The organism is Escherichia sp. MOD1-EC4550, from assembly GCF_963876935.1.
GTDB classification, from domain to species: Bacteria; Pseudomonadota; Gammaproteobacteria; order Enterobacterales; family Enterobacteriaceae; genus Escherichia; species Escherichia coli_F.
In genome coordinates, this window is the sequence record NZ_CAWNSE010000020.1 from 1 (window position 1) to 19,394 (window position 19,394).

At 50.4% G+C, this 19,394-nt stretch carries 18 protein-coding genes; 17 read left to right on the forward strand and 1 reads right to left on the reverse strand.

The genetic code is table 11. The features are described from left to right. The 11 genes from AACU19_RS15710 to AACU19_RS15760 form a co-directional block, all read left to right on the forward strand. Nucleotides 1-792, forward strand: a 792-nt coding sequence (locus tag AACU19_RS15710; RefSeq protein ID WP_077818426.1) for a pyridoxal-dependent decarboxylase, incomplete at its 5' end; no start/stop codon positions are given. 155 nt (nt 793-947) lie between these two features. Further along, nucleotides 948-2,483: an acid resistance gamma-aminobutyrate antiporter GadC gene (gene gadC, locus AACU19_RS15715; protein ID WP_000246007.1), complete on the forward strand. Its 1,536-nt coding sequence runs from the start codon at nt 948-950 to the stop codon at nt 2,481-2,483. A 130-nt stretch (nt 2,484-2,613) separates the two neighbouring features. Continuing rightward, nucleotides 2,614-3,933: a family 10 glycosylhydrolase gene (locus tag AACU19_RS15720; protein WP_105279166.1), complete on the forward strand. Its 1,320-nt coding sequence runs from the start codon at nt 2,614-2,616 to the stop codon at nt 3,931-3,933. A gap of 363 nt (nt 3,934-4,296) precedes the next feature. Further along, nucleotides 4,297-5,679 (forward strand): diguanylate cyclase DosC, encoded by a 1,383-nt coding sequence (gene dosC, locus AACU19_RS15725; RefSeq protein ID WP_000426275.1) that lies wholly within the window; start codon nt 4,297-4,299, stop codon nt 5,677-5,679. A 24-nt stretch (nt 5,680-5,703) separates the two neighbouring features. Then, nucleotides 5,704-8,103 (forward strand): oxygen-sensing cyclic-di-GMP phosphodiesterase DosP, encoded by a 2,400-nt coding sequence (gene dosP / locus AACU19_RS15730; protein ID WP_024211995.1) that lies wholly within the window; start codon nt 5,704-5,706, stop codon nt 8,101-8,103. Nucleotides 8,104-8,360: 257 nt separating this feature from the next. Next, nucleotides 8,361-8,942: a D-alanyl-D-alanine dipeptidase gene (gene ddpX, locus AACU19_RS15735; protein ID WP_001285843.1), complete on the forward strand. Its 582-nt coding sequence runs from the start codon at nt 8,361-8,363 to the stop codon at nt 8,940-8,942. A gap of 13 nt (nt 8,943-8,955) precedes the next feature. Further along, nucleotides 8,956-10,506, forward strand: coding sequence for an ABC transporter substrate-binding protein (locus AACU19_RS15740; RefSeq protein ID WP_000830536.1), 1,551 nt, complete (start codon nt 8,956-8,958; stop codon nt 10,504-10,506). A 1-nt stretch (nt 10,507) separates the two neighbouring features. Further along, complete coding sequence (locus AACU19_RS15745) at nt 10,508-11,530, forward strand: ABC transporter permease (RefSeq protein WP_000145093.1); 1,023 nt, start codon at nt 10,508-10,510, stop codon at nt 11,528-11,530. Further along, nucleotides 11,527-12,423 carry a D,D-dipeptide ABC transporter permease gene (gene ddpC, locus AACU19_RS15750; protein ID WP_105279167.1) on the forward strand — a complete coding sequence of 299 codons (897 nt, stop codon included), beginning with the start codon at nt 11,527-11,529 and terminating at the stop codon, nt 12,421-12,423. Before AACU19_RS15745 ends, ddpC begins: the two co-directional genes overlap by 4 nt. Then, nucleotides 12,420-13,406, forward strand: coding sequence for an ABC transporter ATP-binding protein (locus AACU19_RS15755; RefSeq protein ID WP_105279168.1), 987 nt, complete (start codon nt 12,420-12,422; stop codon nt 13,404-13,406). Before ddpC ends, AACU19_RS15755 begins: the two co-directional genes overlap by 4 nt. Further along, a complete protein-coding gene (locus tag AACU19_RS15760) occupies nt 13,399-14,325 on the forward strand; it encodes an oligopeptide/dipeptide ABC transporter ATP-binding protein (protein ID WP_105279169.1) in 927 nt (308 codons plus the stop codon). The genes AACU19_RS15755 and AACU19_RS15760 overlap by 8 nt, the downstream gene beginning before the upstream one ends. A 55-nt stretch (nt 14,326-14,380) precedes the next feature. Here the strand turns inward: AACU19_RS15760 and osmC are convergent, their stop codons facing one another. Next, on the reverse strand, nt 14,381-14,812 hold the full coding sequence (gene osmC / locus AACU19_RS15765; RefSeq protein ID WP_000152305.1) for a peroxiredoxin OsmC: 432 nt from the start codon (nt 14,810-14,812) through the stop codon (nt 14,381-14,383). A gap of 342 nt (nt 14,813-15,154) precedes the next feature. Between osmC and bdm the strand changes: the two genes are divergently transcribed. The 6 genes from bdm (at nt 15,155) to AACU19_RS15795 (ending at nt 19,355) form a co-directional block, all read left to right on the forward strand. Then, complete coding sequence (gene bdm / locus AACU19_RS15770; protein WP_105279170.1) at nt 15,155-15,370, forward strand: biofilm-dependent modulation protein; 216 nt, start codon at nt 15,155-15,157, stop codon at nt 15,368-15,370. A gap of 101 nt (nt 15,371-15,471) precedes the next feature. Next, the gene (gene sra, locus AACU19_RS15775) at nt 15,472-15,609 is read left to right on the forward strand and encodes a stationary-phase-induced ribosome-associated protein (protein WP_000841554.1); all 138 of its coding nucleotides are present in this window, start codon (nt 15,472-15,474) and stop codon (nt 15,607-15,609) included. 156 nt (nt 15,610-15,765) lie between these two features. Next, nucleotides 15,766-17,463, forward strand: a complete 1,698-nt coding sequence (maeA, locus tag AACU19_RS15780) for a malate dehydrogenase (RefSeq protein WP_000433471.1) — start codon at nt 15,766-15,768, stop codon at nt 17,461-17,463. A gap of 133 nt (nt 17,464-17,596) precedes the next feature. After that, nucleotides 17,597-18,607 (forward strand): alcohol dehydrogenase AdhP, encoded by a 1,011-nt coding sequence (adhP, locus tag AACU19_RS15785; RefSeq protein ID WP_000642407.1) that lies wholly within the window; start codon nt 17,597-17,599, stop codon nt 18,605-18,607. A 185-nt stretch (nt 18,608-18,792) separates the two neighbouring features. Then, nucleotides 18,793-19,071, forward strand: a complete 279-nt coding sequence (locus AACU19_RS15790) for a type II toxin-antitoxin system RelE/ParE family toxin (protein ID WP_000605673.1) — start codon at nt 18,793-18,795, stop codon at nt 19,069-19,071. Further along, nucleotides 19,071-19,355: a HigA family addiction module antitoxin gene (locus AACU19_RS15795; protein WP_000781370.1), complete on the forward strand. Its 285-nt coding sequence runs from the start codon at nt 19,071-19,073 to the stop codon at nt 19,353-19,355. The genes AACU19_RS15790 and AACU19_RS15795 overlap by 1 nt, the downstream gene beginning before the upstream one ends. The last annotated feature ends 39 nt before the right edge of the window (nt 19,356-19,394 follow it).

The following is a 19,394-nucleotide window of genomic DNA, read 5'->3' on the forward strand; positions in this document are numbered from 1 at the left end:
GGCGTGGTGCCGACTTTCGGCGTGACCTACACCGGTAACTATGAGTTCCCGCAACCGCTGCACGATGCGCTGGATAAATTCCAGGCCGACACCGGTATCGACATCGACATGCACATCGACGCCGCCAGCGGTGGCTTCCTGGCACCGTTCGTCGCCCCGGATATCGTCTGGGACTTCCGCCTGCCACGTGTGAAATCAATCAGTGCTTCAGGCCATAAATTCGGTCTAGCTCCGCTGGGCTGCGGCTGGGTTATCTGGCGTGATGAAGAAGCGCTGCCGCAGGAACTGGTGTTCAACGTTGACTACCTCGGCGGTCAGATTGGTACTTTCGCCATCAACTTCTCCCGTCCGGCGGGTCAGGTGATTGCACAATACTATGAATTCCTGCGCCTCGGTCGTGAAGGCTATACCAAAGTACAGAACGCTTCCTACCAGGTCGCGGCCTATCTGGCAGATGAAATCGCCAAACTGGGGCCGTATGAGTTCATCTGTACCGGTCGCCCGGATGAAGGCATCCCGGCGGTTTGCTTCAAACTGAAAGATGGTGAAGATCCAGGATACACCCTGTATGACCTCTCTGAACGCCTGCGCCTGCGCGGCTGGCAGGTTCCGGCCTTCACCCTCGGCGGTGAAGCGACCGACATCGTGGTGATGCGCATTATGTGTCGTCGTGGCTTCGAAATGGACTTTGCTGAACTGTTACTGGAAGACTACAAAGCCTCCCTGAAATACCTCAGCGATCACCCGAAACTGCAGGGTATAGCCCAGCAGAACAGCTTTAAACACACCTGATAACGTTTAACGGTAACGGTGTCCCGAAACGAACCCGTTTCGGGACAATTTCCAAAGTCTGTTCACTGGCATTAGCAACGGAAAATATTGTTCTGAATGTGCTTCAGAACAAAACAGGTGCGGTTCCGACAGGAATACCGTTTTAGGGGGATAATATGGCTACATCAGTACAGACAGGTAAAGCTAAACAGCTCACATTACTCGGATTCTTTGCCATAACGGCGTCGATGGTAATGGCTGTTTATGAATACCCTACCTTCGCAACATCGGGCTTTTCATTAGTCTTCTTCCTGCTTTTAGGCGGGATTTTATGGTTTATTCCCGTGGGGCTTTGTGCTGCGGAAATGGCCACCGTCGACGGCTGGGAAGAAGGTGGTGTCTTCGCCTGGGTATCAAATACTCTGGGGCCGAGATGGGGGTTTGCAGCGATCTCATTTGGCTATCTGCAAATCGCCATCGGTTTTATTCCAATGCTCTATTTCGTGTTAGGGGCACTCTCCTACATTTTGAAATGGCCAGCGTTGAATGAAGACCCCATTACCAAAACTATTGCAGCACTCATCATTCTTTGGGCGCTGGCATTAACGCAGTTTGGTGGCACGAAATACACGGCGCGAATTGCTAAAGTTGGCTTCTTCGCCGGTATCCTGTTACCTGCATTTATTTTGATCGCATTAGCAGCTATTTATCTGCACTCCGGTGCTCCCGTTGCTATCGAAATGGATGCGAAAACCTTCTTCCCTGACTTCTCTAAAGTGGGCACCCTGGTTGTATTTGTTGCCTTCATTTTGAGTTATATGGGCGTTGAAGCTTCCGCAACCCACGTCAATGAAATGCGCAATCCCGGGCGCGACTATCCGTTGGCTATGTTACTGCTGATGGTGGCGGCAATCTGCTTAAGCTCTGTTGGCGGTTTGTCTATTGCGATGGTCATTCCGGGTAATGAAATCAACCTCTCCGCAGGTGTAATGCAAACCTTTACCGTTCTGATGTCACATGTGGCACCGGAAATTGAGTGGACGGTTCGCGTAATTTCCGCTTTGCTGTTGCTGGGTGTTCTGGCGGAGATCGCTTCCTGGATTGTTGGCCCTTCTCGCGGGATGTATGTCACCGCGCAGAAAAACCTGCTGCCAGCGGCGTTCGCTAAAATGAACAAAAATGGCGTACCGGTAACGCTGGTTATTTCGCAGCTGGTGATTACTACTATCGCGTTGATCATCCTCACCAATACTGGTGGCGGTAACAATATGTCCTTCCTGATCGCCCTGGCGCTGACGGTGGTGATTTATCTGTGTGCTTATTTCATGCTGTTTATTGGCTACATTGTGTTGGTTCTTAAACATCCTGACTTAAAACGCACATTTAATATCCCTGGTGGTAAAGGGGTGAAACTGGTCGTGGCAATTGTCGGTCTGCTGACTTCAATTATGGCGTTTATTGTTTCCTTCCTGCCGCCGGATAACATCCAGGGTGACTCTACCGATATGTATGTTGAATTACTGGTCGTTAGTTTCCTGGTGGTACTTGCCCTGCCCTTTATTCTCTATGCTGTTCATGATCGTAAAGGCAAAGCGAATACCGGCGTATCTCTGGAACCAATCAACAGCCAGAACGCTCCGAAAGGTCACTTCTTCCTGCACCCGCGTGCACGTTCACCACACTATATTGTGATGAATGACAAGAAACACTAACCATGTCTGAATGGTTATAAGACAAGGGAGCGATAATTCATCGCTCCCTTTTTCGTGCTCGCTGTCGTATTGACTTAACCGGGATAAGTACGAGAATGAGCGCACATCTGTTTACCGGAAACCAGCATATATGGATATCTGCTCCCGAAACGAGAAATTAGCGATTAGAAGACCAGCGGTACTGGTTGCACTGGCACTTTTACTGTGTAGTTGCAAAAGCACGCCCCCAGAGTCAATGGTGACACCACCAACAGGTTCGAAGCCACCAGCTACGACGCAACAATCGTCACAACCGATGCGTGGCATCTGGCTGGCCACAGTGTCTCGCCTCGACTGGCCACCGGTTTCCTCGGTTAACATTAGTAACCCCACCAGCCGGGCACGTGTACAACAACAGGCGATGATCGACAAACTGGATCATCTGCAACGTCTCGGCATAAACACGGTCTTTTTCCAGGTCAAGCCGGACGGTACCGCCCTGTGGCCATCGAAAATTTTGCCGTGGTCCGATCTTATGACCGGAAAGATTGGTGAAAATCCAGGTTACGATCCGCTGCAATTTATGCTCGACAAAGCCCACAAGCGTGGGATGAAAGTACACGCCTGGTTTAACCCTTACCGCGTATCGGTTAATACAAAGCCTGGTACTATCAGGGAACTGAATAGCACCCTGTCTCAACAACCAGCCAGCGTCTATGTGGAACACCGCGACTGGATCAGAACGTCCGGCGATCGCTTTGTCCTCGACCCTGGTATTCCTGAGGTTCAGGACTGGATCACATCAATAGTCGCGGAAGTGGTTTCCCGCTATCCGGTAGATGGCGTGCAGTTTGACGACTATTTCTATACTGAGTCACCAGCTTCACGGCTAAATGATAACGAAACGTACCGCAAATACGGAGGCGCATTTGCGTCAAAAGCAGACTGGCGGCGCAACAATACTCAGCAGTTAATTGCTAAGGTATCGCACACCATTAAAAGCATTAAGCCGGAAGTCGAATTTGGCGTTAGCCCGGCAGGCGTGTGGCGTAACCGATCACACGATCCGCTCGGTTCCGATACCCGAGGCGCGGCAGCCTATGACGAATCCTATGCTGACACCCGTCGATGGGTGGAACAAGGATTGCTGGATTACATTGCTCCCCAAATTTACTGGCCGTTCTCACGGAGTGCCGCACGTTATGACGTTTTGGCAAAATGGTGGGCGGATGTCGTTAAACCGACCAGGACCCGCCTGTATATCGGTATCGCCTTCTATAAAGTGGGTGAACCTTCAAAGATAGAACCAGACTGGATGATTAACGGTGGCGTACCGGAACTGAAAAAGCAGCTCGATCTTAACGATGCTGTACCAGAAATCAGCGGCACAATCTTGTTCCGTGAGGACTATCTGAACAAACCTCAGACTCAACAAGCGGTCAGCTATTTGCAAAGTCGTTGGGGCAGTTAAACTTGTAACATGGCCGGTGCTTTACTCACCGGCTTGTTATCCTCTTGAAATATCCCACTAATAATCATGCTTATTTAAGCCAAATTAACCACGCAATTAACCACTCTTAGTTTAATAGCCATAAAACCCCTAATAAAAATGTATGAATATGAAAACCCTACGGTATTCGCTGTTTCCGAAAAATAATTACGATGGGCTATACTCTTCTGAAGAACAGTAGCGTAGATTGAAACTGTCCTAAGTCGCTTATTTGTTTTCAGTATATCTTCATATTTCAGGAGAATATGTGCAGTTAGTCGATCTCGCACGTTGCGTTTCGTTTTTGATTCCGTCTGCTTTCTCAGCCTTATAAGGGTGTGAATTATGGAGATGTATTTTAAAAGAATGAAAGATGAGTGGACCGGACTTGTCGAACAGGCAGATCCGCTCATTCGTGCCAAAGCCGCGGAAATTGCCGTTGCGCATGCCCATTACCTGAGCATTGAGTTTTATCGGATTGTCCGTATTGACCCGCATGCCGAAGAATTCTTGAGTAATGAACAAGTTGAGCGGCAGCTGAAAAGTGCGATGGAACGCTGGATTATTAATGTGCTTTCTGCCCAGGTTGACGATGTTGAAAGGCTAATACAAATCCAGCATACCGTCGCAGAAGTGCATGCCCGCATCGGCATTCCAGTAGAAATTGTCGAGATGGGGTTTCGGGTGCTGAAAAAAATCCTCTATCCGGTGATTTTCTCTTCGGATTATTCTGCCGCAGAAAAACTTCAGGTCTACCATTTCTCGATTAACAGTATTGATATCGCGATGGAAGTCATGACCCGCGCGTTTACCTTTAGTGACAGTAGTGCCTCAAAAGAAGATGAAAACTATCGTATCTTCTCGTTACTGGAAAACGCCGAAGAAGAAAAAGAACGCCAAATAGCCTCAATCCTTTCATGGGAAATTGACATTATCTATAAAGTTCTGCTGGATTCTGATTTAGGCAGTAGTTTGCCTTTAAGCCAGGCTGATTTTGGCCTGTGGTTTAACCATAAAGGTCGACATTATTTTAGCGGCATTGCCGAAGTGGGTCATATCTCCCGCCTGATTCAGGATTTCGACGGTATTTTTAATCAAACCATGCGTAATGCAAAAAATTTGAGCAACAAAACTCTGCGGGTGAGATTTTTATTACAGATAAGAAATACCGTATCGCAAATTATTACCTTGCTGCGTGAATTATTTGAAGAAGTATCTCGCCACGAAGTGGGTATGGATGTACTGACAAAATTACTTAACCGCCGCTTCCTGCCGACCATCTTTAAACGCGAAATTGCCCATGCCAACCGGACCGGAACCCCCCTGTCAGTGCTGATTATTGACGTTGATAAATTCAAAGAGATCAACGATACGTGGGGCCATAACACCGGTGATGAAATTTTGCGTAAAGTTTCTCAGGCCTTTTACGACAACGTCCGCAGTAGTGATTATGTTTTTCGTTACGGGGGAGATGAATTTATCATTGTTTTAACTGAAGCTTCGGAAAACGAAACGTTACGTACCGCAGAACGTATTCGCAGTCGGGTGGAGAAAACCAAACTGAAAGCCGCAAACGGCGAAGATATTGCCCTCTCACTTTCCATCGGTGCCGCCATGTTTAATGGTCATCCTGACTATGAGCGCCTCATTCAAATAGCCGATGAAGCTCTGTATATCGCCAAAAGACGAGGTAGAAACCGTGTTGAACTCTGGAAAGCCAGTCTTTAGATGCGCCAGGATGCAGAGGTAATCATGAAGCTAACCGATGCGGATAATGCCGCCGATGGCATTTTTTTCCCCGCCCTTGAGCAAAATATGATGGGCGCGGTGTTAATTAACGAAAATGATGAAGTGATGTTTTTCAACCCCGCCGCAGAGAAGCTCTGGGGATACAAACGTGAAGAAGTCATTGGCAATAACATTGATATGCTGATTCCGCGGGATTTGCGTCCTGCGCATCCTGAATATATCCGTCACAACCGTGAAGGCGGTAAAGCGCGCGTCGAGGGGATGAGTCGGGAGCTGCAGCTGGAGAAAAAAGACGGCAGTAAAATCTGGACCCGTTTTGCGCTATCGAAAGTGAGCGCCGAGGGTAAAATTTATTACCTGGCGCTGGTACGGGATGCCAGCGTAGAAATGGCGCAAAAAGAACAGACCCGACAATTGATTATTGCCGTTGACCATCTCGACCGACCGGTGATTGTCCTCGATCCGGAACGCCATATTGTGCAGTGCAATCGCGCATTTACCGAAATGTTTGGTTACTGCATTAGCGAAGCCAGCGGTATGCAGCCCGATACACTCCTGAACATTCCTGAATTCCCTGCCGATAACCGCATTCGTTTACAACAGTTGCTATGGAAAACCGCCCGCGATCAGGATGAATTTCTGCTGTTGACGCGCACCGGTGAAAAAATCTGGATTAAAGCCTCTATCAGCCCGGTCTATGATGTGCTCGCGCATCTGCAGAACCTGGTAATGACTTTCTCGGATATCACCGAAGAACGGCAAATCCGCCAGCTTGAAGGCAATATTCTCGCCGCCATGTGCAGCAGCCCGCCATTTCATGAAATGGGGGAAATCATTTGTCGTAACATCGAATCTGTTCTCAACGAATCGCATGTTTCGCTGTTCGCGCTGCGCAACGGGATGCCGATACACTGGGCGTCATCTTCGCACGGTACAGAAGTTCAAAATGCGCAAAGCTGGTCAGCGACCATTCGTCAGCGTGATGGCGCACCGGCGGGGATCCTGCAAATTAAAACCTCGTCAGGAGCAGAAACCAGCGCCTTTATCGAACGCGTGGCAGATATCAGCCAGCATATGGCCGCGCTGGCGCTGGAACAGGAAAAAAGCCGTCAGCATATTGAACAACTCATCCAATTTGATCCGATGACCGGTCTGCCAAATCGCAATAACCTGCACAATTACCTCGATGACCTGGTCGACAAAGCCGTCTCTCCGGTGGTCTATCTCATCGGTGTTGACCATATTCAGGATGTGATTGATAGCCTTGGCTATGCGTGGGCCGATCAGGCATTGCTGGAAGTGGTCAATCGCTTTCGTGAAAAACTCAAACCGGATCAGTATCTCTGTCGTATCGAAGGTACGCAGTTTGTCCTAGTGAGCCTGGAAAACGACGTCAGTAACATTACCCAAATCGCCGATGAGCTACGGAATGTGGTCAGCAAGCCGATAATGATTGACGATAAACCATTCCCGCTCACCTTGAGCATTGGCATCAGCTACGACGTGGGTAAAAACCGCGATTACCTGCTCTCCACTGCCCATAACGCGATGGATTATATTCGCAAGAATGGCGGTAACGGCTGGCAGTTCTTCAGCCCGGTGATGAACGAAATGGTGAAAGAACGATTGATATTAGGCGCAGCGCTGAAAGAAGCGATTAGCAATAACCAACTGAAACTGGTTTACCAACCGCAAATCTTCGCAGAAACGGGTGAACTGTATGGTATCGAAGCCCTTGCTCGCTGGCACGATCCTCTGCATGGTCATGTGCCCCCTTCACGGTTTATTCCTCTCGCAGAAGAGATTGGCGAAATCGAAAATATTGGGCGCTGGGTCATCGCGGAAGCTTGCCGTCAGTTAGCAGAATGGCGTAGCCAGAATATTCATATTCCAGCGTTATCCGTTAACTTGTCTGCGCTGCACTTCCGCAGTAATCAGCTGCCTAATCAGGTGTCTGATGCAATGCAAGTCTGGGGCATTGACGGCCACCAGCTAACGGTGGAAATCACCGAAAGCATGATGATGGAACACGATACGGAAATTTTTAAGCGCATCCAGATCCTGCGCGATATGGGCGTGGGTTTATCGGTAGATGATTTTGGCACGGGTTTTTCCGGGTTATCCCGCTTAGTCAGTCTTCCGGTAACGGAAATCAAAATTGACAAAAGTTTTGTTGATCGTTGTCTGACGGAAAAACGCATCCTTGCCTTACTTGAAGCTATTACCAGCATTGGGCAAAGCCTCAATTTAACCGTCGTAGCGGAAGGCGTCGAAACCAAAGAGCAATTTGAGATGCTACGCAAGATCCACTGTCGCGTTATTCAGGGATATTTCTTTTCCCGGCCCCTGCCCGCCGAAGAAATTCCAGGCTGGATGAGTAGCGTGTTACCGCTGAAAATCTGACAAATCCCTCTCGCCCGCACTCGCGGGTTTTCATTTAACGTGACACTGTCACTTAAATACTGTGATTTCAGCTACGATTCCGGGAGATTCCTTCCTTAACTTCCCCTCTTGCACCAAAACTGCACTACGCTGCACAAATGTTGATCAAAAGTTAAAAAATATAACTTTAAGCCAGCATTCTGGCGCTTATCCCGGCATGGCATGAGATCTGCATAAGCGGAAAGCGCAGCAATTTTTGTCTTATACAGGAACCGTTTATGTCGGATACCACCGAACTGGTTGATTTAGCCGTGATCTTCCCTGATCTGGAGATCGAATTGAAATACGCCTGCGCTGATAACATCACAGGTAAAGCTATTTATCAGCAAGCGCGTTGTCTGTTACACAAGGATGCGATTACCGCGCTGGCGAAAAGTATCAGTATCGCCCAGCTGTCAGGCTTACAACTGGTGATTTACGATGCGTATCGCCCACAACAAGCACAGGCGATGTTGTGGCAAACCTGCCCAGACCCGCAATATGTTGTTGATGTGACGGTCGGTTCTAATCACAGCCGTGGCACGGCGATCGACCTGACGCTTCGTGATGAGCACGGGAACATCCTCGATATGGGCGCAGAGTTCGATGAAATGCACGAACGTTCCCATGCTTACCATCCTTCCGTCCCGCCCGCCGCTCAGCGCAATCGCCTGTTGCTGAATGCGATTATGACTGGCGGTGGCTTTGTCGGTATCCCGAGCGAATGGTGGCACTTCGAATTACCCCAGGCAGCGAGTTACCCACTACTCGCTGATCAATTCACCTGTTTTATATCCCCTGGCACACAGCACGCCAGTTAATCAGGAAACTGTCATGAAGAGATCGATTTCGTTTCGTCCTACATTGCTCGCGATCGTCCTTGCCACAACAATGCCGGTTGCGCACGCCGCCGTACCGAAAGATATGCTGGTGATCGGTAAAGCTGCCGACCCACAAACCCTCGACCCGGCGGTAACAATTGATAATAACGACTGGACAGTGACCTACCCGTCTTATCAGCGACTGGTTCAGTACAAAACGGACGGTGATAAAGGCTCAACAGACGTTGAAGGCGATCTGGCGAGTAGCTGGAAAGCGTCTGACGATCAAAAAGAGTGGACGTTCACCCTGAAGGACAATGCTAAATTTGCCGATGGCACACCCGTCACTGCCGAAGCAGTAAAACTCTCTTTTGAGCGGTTACTAAAAATCGGTCAGGGGCCAGCAGAAGCATTTCCCAAAGATTTAAAGATTGATGCTCCCGACGAACATACGGTGAGGTTTACCCTTAGCCAGCCATTCGCACCGTTCCTCTACACGCTGGCGAACGACGGTGCATCCATTATCAATCCGGCGGTCTTAAAAGAACATGCGGCCGATGATGCCCGTGGTTTCCTCGCGCAAAATACCGCTGGCTCCGGACCGTTTATGCTGAAAAGCTGGCAAAAAGGTCAGCAATTAGTTCTGGTGCCAAATCCGCATTACCCCGGCAATAAACCGAACTTCAAACGGGTATCGGTAAAAATTATCGGTGAAAGTGCCTCCCGTCGCCTGCAGCTCTCCCGTGGCGACATTGACATTGCCGATGCGCTGCCGGTGGATCAACTCAACGCCCTGAAGCAGGAAAACAAAGTCAACGTGGCAGAGTATCCGTCACTGCGCGTCACCTATCTGTATCTCAATAACAGCAAAGCGCCACTTAATCAGGCGGATCTGCGTCGGGCCATTTCCTGGTCTACCGATTATCAGGGTATGGTTAACGGCATTCTGAGTGGTAACGGAAAACAAATGCGCGGCCCGATTCCGGAAGGCATGTGGGGATACGATGCGACGGCAATGCAATACAACCATGACGAAACGAAAGCCAAAGCCGAATGGGATAAAGTGACGAGCAAACCCACCAGCCTGACGTTTCTCTACTCCGATAACGACCCGAACTGGGAACCTATTGCTCTGGCAACACAATCCAGCCTCAACAAGCTGGGCATCAATGTGAAGCTGGAAAAGCTGGCGAACGCCACCATGCGCGACAGAGTGGGTAAAGGTGATTACGACATCGCGATTGGCAACTGGAGTCCGGATTTTGCCGACCCGTATATGTTTATGAATTACTGGTTTGAGTCAGACAAAAAAGGTCTGCCGGGTAACCGCTCGTTCTATGAAAACAGTGAGGTCGATAAGCTACTGCGCAATGCGCTAGCGACCACCGACCAGACGCAGCGTACCCGGGACTACCAGCAGGCACAGAAAATCGTCATTGATGACGCTGCTTATGTGTATCTGTTCCAGAAAAACTACCAACTGGCGATGAACAAAGAGGTGAAAGGCTTTGTGTTCAATCCCATGCTGGAACAGGTCTTCAATATCAATACCATGAGTAAATAACGTGACCTTCTGGAGTATTTTACGCCAACGCTGCTGGGGGCTGGTGCTCGTGGTGGCGGGCGTCTGTGTGATTACGTTTATTATCTCGCACCTGATCCCCGGCGACCCGGCGCGGTTACTGGCGGGTGACCGCGCCAGCGATGCTATCGTGGATAATATTCGCCAGCAACTGGGACTGGACCAGCCACTGTACGTACAGTTTTACCGCTACGTCAGCGACCTGTTTCAGGGTGACCTGGGAACATCCATTCGTACCGGGCGTCCGGTGCTGGAAGAGTTGCGCATATTTTTCCCGGCGACGCTGGAACTGGCATTTTGCGCCCTGCTGCTGGCACTCCTGGTTGGTATCCCGCTGGGCATACTCTCTGCAGTCTGGCGAAATCGCTGGCTGGATCATCTGGTGCGAATAATGGCCATTACCGGAATCTCCACACCTGCGTTCTGGCTTGGGCTGGGCGTCATTGTGCTGTTTTATGGTCATCTGCAAATTCTTCCCGGCGGCGGAAGGCTTGATGACTGGCTGGATCCACCAACGCACGTTACCGGCTTTTATCTGCTCGATGCGCTGCTTGAAGGCAACGGTGAAGTCTTCTTCAATGCGCTGCAACATCTCATCTTACCGGCATTAACGCTGGCGTTCGTTCACCTGGGGATTGTCGCTCGCCAGATCCGCTCAGCTATGCTGGAACAATTGAGTGAAGACTACATTCGTACCGCCCGGGCCAGCGGCTTGCCCGGCTGGTATATCGTTTTATGTTATGCGCTACCCAATGCGTTGATCCCCTCGATTACCGTATTGGGGCTGGCGCTGGGCGATTTGTTGTATGGCGCAGTGCTCACCGAAACCGTTTTTGCCTGGCCCGGAATGGGTGCATGGGTAGTAACATCAATACAAGCGCTCGACTTCCCGGCAGTGATGGGCTTTGCCGTCGTGGTTTCATTTGCTTATGTGCTGGTCAACCTGGTGGTGGATTTGCTCTATTTGTGGATTGATCCGCGTATCGGACGTGGAGGTGATGAATGATGCTAAGCGAGGAAACGTCCGTCGTACGCCCACCAAAACAAACGCGATTTAACGGTGCAAAACTGGTATGGATGCTGAAAGGCAGTCCGCTCACCGTGACCGGCGCAGTCATCATTGTATTAATGCTATTGATGATGATTTTTTCACCGTGGCTGGTGACGCATGATCCCAACGCCATTGATTTAACTGCCCGCCTTTTGCCGCCTTCTGCGGCGCACTGGTTTGGCACCGATGAAGTGGGACGCGATCTGTTTAGCCGCGTACTGGTCGGCAGTCAGCAATCAATTCTCGCCGGATTAGTGGTGGTCGCCATTGCGGGTATGATGGGTTCGCTACTCGGGTGTCTATCCGGTGTGCTTGGCGGACGCGCAGACGCGATCATCATGCGCATCATGGACATTATGCTGTCGATTCCTTCGCTGGTGCTGACAATGGCGCTGGCTGCCGCACTTGGACCGAGTTTGTTTAACGCCATGCTGGCGATTGCTATCGTGCGAATCCCGTTTTATGTGCGCCTGGCGCGGGGGCAAACATTAGTTGTCCGCCAGTACACTTACGTTCAGGCGGCGAAAACCTTTGGTGCGTCACGCTGGCATCTGATCAACTGGCATATTTTACGTAACTCCCTGCCGCCGCTGATTGTGCAGGCATCGCTGGATATTGGTAGCGCGATTTTAATGGCCGCCACGTTGGGATTTATTGGCCTGGGTGCTCAACAACCGAGTGCTGAATGGGGGGCGATGGTGGCGAATGGTCGCAACTATGTGCTCGATCAATGGTGGTATTGCGCATTTCCGGGGGCAGCGATTTTGCTTACCGCTGTCGGGTTCAATCTCTTTGGTGATGGTATTCGCGATCTGCTTGACCCGAAAGCAGGAGGAAAGCAGTCATGACCCAACCCGTTCTGGACATTCAACAGCTGCATTTGAGTTTCTCCGGTTTTAACGGCGACGTTCACGCGCTCAACAATGTGTCATTGAAAATTAACCGCGGTGAAATTGTCGGTCTGGTGGGAGAATCCGGCTCGGGTAAATCAGTCACTGCAATGTTGATTATGCGTCTGTTACCGACGGGCAGTTATTGCGTACATCGGGGACATATTTCATTGCTGGGAGAAGATGCTCTTAACGCTCGGGAAAAACAGCTTCGTCAATGGCGCGGCGCACGAGTGGCGATGATCTTTCAGGAACCGATGACCGCCCTAAATCCGACACGTCGAATAGGTCTTCAGATGATGGACGTGATCCGGCATCATCAACCAATAAGTCGTCGGGAAGCCAGAGCTAAAGCGATTGCCCTGCTGGAAGAGATGCAAATCCCGGATGCCGTGGAAGTTATATCGCGCTATCCGTTTGAGCTTTCAGGTGGTATGCGCCAGCGGGTAATGATTGCGCTGGCATTCTCCTGCGAGCCGCAATTGATTATTGCCGACGAACCGACTACGGCGCTGGACGTCACGGTACAGTTGCAGGTACTGCGTCTGCTTAAACATAAAGCCCGCGCCAGTGGAACTGCGGTACTGTTCATCAGCCATGATATGGCCGTGGTGTCGCAACTGTGCGATAGCGTTTACGTGATGTATGCCGGAAGCGTGATCGAGAGCGGTATGACGGCAGACGTTATCCATCATCCCCGGCATCCGTATACCATTGGTTTGCTGCAATGCGCACCGGAACATGGAATACCACGCCAGCCATTACCCGCCATTCCAGGGACGGTACCAAACCTCACCCATTTGCCTGACGGCTGCGCTTTTCGCGATCGTTGCTATGCGGCAGGTACACAGTGTGAAAACGTCCCGGCGCTGACAGCGTGTGGTGACAACAACCACCGCTGCGCCTGTTGGTATCCTCAGCAGGAGGTCATTAGTGTCTGACACGTTATTAACGTTACGCGACGTCCATATCAATTTCCCGGCCCGAAAAAACTGGCTTGGTAAAACTACGGAACATGTTCATGCCATCAATGGTATTGATTTACAGATCCGTCGTGGTGAAACCTTAGGGATCGTCGGTGAGTCAGGCTGCGGCAAAAGCACCCTCGCACAGCTTTTAATGGGTATGCTGCAACCGAGCCACGGGCAGTACATCCGTTCAGGATCACAACGCATTATGCAGATGGTGTTTCAGGACCCGCTCTCTTCGCTTAATCCGCGCTTACCGGTGTGGCGCATCATCACGGAACCGCTCTGGATTGCTAAGCGTAGTAGTGAACAACAGCGGCGAGCGTTGGCAGAGGAGCTGGCTGTGCAGGTGGGTATTCGTCCGGAGTATCTCGACCGCTTGCCTCATGCGTTCTCAGGCGGGCAGCGGCAACGTATCGCCATTGCCAGAGCACTCTCTTCGCAGCCTGACGTGATTGTGCTTGATGAGCCCACCTCGGCGCTGGATATCTCCGTCCAGGCGCAGATCCTCAATTTACTGGTAACGCTACAGGAAAATCGCGGGCTGACTTATGTGCTGATTTCACACAATGTCTCGGTGATACGTCATATGAGCGATCGGGTGGCGGTGATGTATCTCGGACAGATTGTGGAACTAGGAGACGCGCAACAGGTGCTGACAGCTCCGGCACATCCATACACCCGATTATTGCTGGATTCCCTCCCCGCCATTGATAAACCGCTGGAGGAAGAATGGGCATTGCGTAAAACGGAACTACCAGGAAACCGCACGTTGCCGCCGGGCTGTTTTTTCCGCGAACGTTGCCCCCTGGCAACCAGCGGATGTGAAGTTCGGCAATCATTCACGACGCGGGAGGACGGACGTGAGATCAGGTGCTGGCGGGCGCTGTAGAGACGCTAACAACGCATCAGGCAATCACGCGCCTGACGCGTCATCCGGCAACGCTTTATGATTTCAACTGGTAATCAAGCGTAATTTCAGCTTTCAGTACCTGAGAAACCGGGCATCCTGCTTTTGCTTTCTGGATAATGCCGTCAAAGGTAGAGGCATCAATACCCGGCACGGCAACTTCGCTCTTCAGGGCGATTTTAGTAATCGCAAACCCGGCATCCACTTTATCCAGCGACACATCGGCGGTGGTATCAATCGATGTTGGCGTGAATCCCGCTTCCCCCAGCATTAATGAAAGCGCCATTGAGAAACATGCGGCATGCGCTGCGCCAATCAGTTCTTCAGGGTTGGTTCCTTTTTCGCCTTCAAAACGCGTGTTAAATCCATACGGCTGTTGGTTCAGCACGCCGCTCTCGGTGGATACTGTTCCCTTCCCGCGTTTGATATCGCCTTCCCAGTGTGCCTGACCTTTCTTATGGATTGTCATTGTTGCTCTCCTGTGGGCTTAAAAAGGAAATTATAGACTACGTGAGAAACAGCATGAGGATAAGCGGGATATTCCGAATAGAATCCGGCGAAAATATTATCTATGTACTTAAATAAAATTCCCACAATAGATAACCGGGAATATATAACTCAAGAGATATTGCATCAATATCAATCAACTCACCCAATAATAATCCCATCAATATCATGGAGTTAAAATATAAAAATCATCAACCAGGACTAATCTTAACAACGAAGCGGCAAATATTTGCCATGCTGAATGTGCTTTATAAATCTGCGATCCGTAGCAGACACCATAAATACACAGACACGGAGAATCACTATGTTTACTTATTATCAGGCAGAAAATTCAACAGCAGAACCCGCTCTGGTTAATGCCATTGAGCAAGGCCTTCGGGCAGAACACGGTGTTGTCACTGAAGATGACATTCTCATGGAGCTGACCAAATGGGTGGAAGCTTCTGATAACGACATCCTCAATGATATCTACCAGCAAACGATCAATTATGTGGTCAGTGGCCAGCACCCTACGCTTTAAGGTGCTATGCTTGATCGGCAACCTAATTTAGGGGTTTAGCACGTGTTTCTTCGCTACGGCGATGTTGTCCTTAAAACTAGCAACAGGATTGAGGAGTTAAAATGAAATCGAACCGTCAGGCACGTCATATTCTTGGACTGGACCATAAAATTTCTAACCAGCGCAAAATAGTTACCGAAGGTGACAAATCCAGCGTGGTAAATAACCCAACCGGCAGAAAACGCCCCGCTGAAAAGTAATTCATAACCATCAGTCCTCAATGACGATTAAACACCATTGCCTGCGCAATGGTGTTTTTGTTTTTAACTGCTTTATACTTGGAGCCGACGCCCTGGCGGTAAAGCAAAGACGATAAAAGCACCCCAGGGATGGATATTCAAAAAAGAGTGAGTGACATGGAACCAAAAACAAAAAAACAGCGTTCGCTTTATATTCCTTACGCTGGCCCTGTACTGTTGGAATTTCCGTTGTTGAATAAAGGCAGTGCCTTCAGCATGGAAGAACGCCGTAACTTCAACCTGCTGGGGTTACTGCCGGAAGTGGTCGAAACCATCGAAGAACAAGCGGAACGCGCATGGATCCAGTATCAGGGATTCAAAACCGAAATCGACAAACACATCTACCTGCGTAACATCCAGGACACCAACGAAACCCTCTTCTACCGTCTGGTAAACAATCATCTTGATGAGATGATGCCTGTTATTTATACCCCAACCGTCGGCGCAGCCTGTGAGCGTTTTTCTGAGATCTACCGCCGTTCACGCGGCGTGTTTATCTCTTACCAGAACCGCCACAATATGGACGATATTCTGCAAAACGTGCCGAACCATAATATTAAAGTGATTGTGGTGACTGACGGCGAACGTATTCTGGGGCTTGGTGACCAGGGCATCGGCGGGATGGGCATTCCGATCGGTAAACTGTCGCTCTATACCGCTTGTGGCGGCATCAGCCCGGCGTATACCCTTCCGGTGGTGCTGGATGTCGGGACGAATAACCAACAGCTGCTTAACGATCCGCTGTATATGGGCTGGCGTAATCCACGTATTACTGACGACGAATACTATGAATTCGTTGATGAATTTATCCAGGCTGTGAAACAACGCTGGCCGGACGTGCTGTTGCAGTTTGAAGACTTCGCACAAAAAAATGCGATGCCGTTACTTAACCGCTATCGCAATGAAATTTGTTCTTTTAACGATGACATTCAGGGCACCGCGGCGGTAACGGTAGGCACGCTGATCGCAGCAAGTCGCGCGGCAGGTGGTCAGTTAAGCGAGAAAAAGATTGTCTTCCTCGGCGCAGGTTCAGCGGGATGCGGCATTGCCGAAATGATCATTGCCCAGACTCAGCGTGAAGGATTAAGCGAGGAAACGGCGCGGCAGAAAGTCTTTATGGTCGATCGCTTTGGTCTGCTCACCGACAAGATGCCGAATCTGCTGCCTTTCCAGACTAAACTGGTGCAGAAGCGCGAAAATCTCAGTGACTGGGATACTGACAGCGATGTGCTGTCACTGCTTGATGTGGTGCGCAATGTCAAACCGGATATTCTGATTGGCGTCTCAGGACAGACCGGGCTGTTTACGGAAGAGATCATCCGTGAGATGCACAAACACTGCCCGCGTCCGATCGTGATGCCGCTGTCTAACCCGACTTCACGTGTGGAAGCCACACCGCAGGACATTATCGCATGGACCGAAGGTAACGCGCTGGTCGCCACCGGCAGTCCGTTTAATCCGGTGGTATGGAAAGATAAAATCTACCCCATCGCCCAGTGTAACAACGCCTTCATTTTCCCTGGCATCGGGCTGGGTGTTATTGCTTCCGGCGCGTCACGTATCACCGATGAGATGCTGATGTCGGCAAGTGAAACGCTTGCTCAATATTCGCCGCTGGTCCTGAACGGCGAAGGTCTGGTACTGCCGGAACTGAAAGATATTCAGAAAGTCTCCCGCGCAATTGCGTTTGCGGTTGGCAAAATGGCGCAGCAGCAAGGCGTGGCGGTGAAAACCTCCGCCGAAGCTCTGCAACAGGCCATTGATGATAACTTCTGGCAAGCCGAATACCGCGACTACCGCCGTACATCCATCTAAGCCTGCGCCCGGTAGTGACTGCTACCGGGCAATTTTCCTCTTCCTTTTTCAGATCTCATCCATACTGGGTAGTGGCGAATAAATCTCATTTGCCTCACCTGCTATGCAGAACATCATCCGAAAAGGAGGAACTATGAAGGCTGCAGTTGTTACGAAGGATCATCATGTTGACGTTACAGATAAAACACTGCGCTCACTGAAACATGGCGAAGCCCTGCTGAAAATGGAGTGTTGTGGTGTGTGTCATACCGATCTTCATGTGAAGAATGGCGATTTTGGTGACAAAACCGGCGTAATTCTGGGACACGAAGGTATTGGTGTGGTGGCAGAAGTTGGCCCCGGCGTTACCTCATTAAAACCAGGCGATCGCGCCAGCGTGGCGTGGTTTTACGAAGGTTGCGGTCATTGCGAATACTGTAACAGTGGTAACGAAACGCTCTGCCGTTCAGTTAAAAATGCCGGATACAGCGTTGATGGCGGCATGGCGGAAGAGTGCATCGTGGTCGCCGATTACGCGGTTAAAGTGCCCGATGGCCTGGACTCCGCGGCGGCCAGCAGCATTACCTGCGCGGGTGTCACCACCTACAAAGCAGTAAAACTGTCAAAAATTCGTCCAGGACAGTGGATTGCTATCTACGGTCTTGGCGGTCTGGGCAACCTCGCCCTGCAATACGCGAAAAATGTCTTTAATGCAAAAGTGATCGCCATTGATGTCAATGATGAGCAGTTGAAACTGGCAACCGAAATGGGTGCAGATTTAGCGATTAACTCACGCACCGAAGACGCCGCCAAAATTGTGCAGGAGAAAACCGGTGGCGCTCACGCAGCGGTGGTGACCGCGGTAGCTAAAGCTGCGTTTAACTCAGCGGTCGATGCCGTTCGTGCAGGCGGTCGTGTTGTGGCTGTCGGTCTGCCGCCGGAGTCTATGAGCCTGGACATCCCACGGCTGGTGCTGGATGGTATTGAAGTGGTCGGTTCGCTAGTCGGCACGCGCCAGGATCTCACCGAAGCCTTCCAGTTTGCCGCCGAAGGTAAAGTGGTGCCAAAAGTTGCCCTGCGTCCGTTAGCGGACATCAACACCATCTTTACTGAGATGGAAGAAGGCAAAATCCGTGGCCGTATGGTGATTGATTTCCGCCGCTAAGAAGCCTTTGCTGCGACTGCCATGTTCGGGTCGCAGCCTGTTTTGCGAGACGCTTTCCGCAATTTCACTCTTCTTCTTTTCCTCCCCCATCTTTCCCCTCACAATTCGCGAAAACGTAGCGAAATTTGTTGCGCTGCACGGAACAATAGTGATAGTGTTCCTTTCGAGGGAACAAGGATGAAGAGATGATAATGAATTTCAGACACAAGGGATTGCGTGACTTGTTTCTTCTCGGCAAAACCTCCGGCGTTATACCGACGCAAATCAAACGATTACGCCACCGACTCGCTGTGATTGATGCAGCAAGCTGTCTTGCTGATATCGATATGCCCGGCTACCGACTACACCCGTTAAGCGGCGATCGTGATGGAATTTGGGCGATATCTGTCTCGGGCAACTGGCGAATCACATTTGAATTCGTCAATGGCGATGCATACATACTGGATTACGAGGACTATCACTGATGAAAATGGCCAATCATCCCCGCCCGGGGGACATTATTCAGGAATCACTGGACGAGCTGAACGTCAGCCTGCGCGAGTTTGCCAGAGCAATGGAAATTGCGCCCTCAACGGCAAGCCGATTGCTGACCGGAAAAGCCGCGTTGACGCCAGAAATGGCGATTAAACTTTCTGTGGTGATCGGCAGTTCGCCGCAAATGTGGCTGAATCTACAAAACGCCTGGAGTCTGGCAGAGGCAGAAAAAACGGTAGATGTGTCGCGATTACGCCGTCTGGTTACGCAATAAATATCCTCCGGCATAGCCGGAGGTTTTTCAAATGCGCCT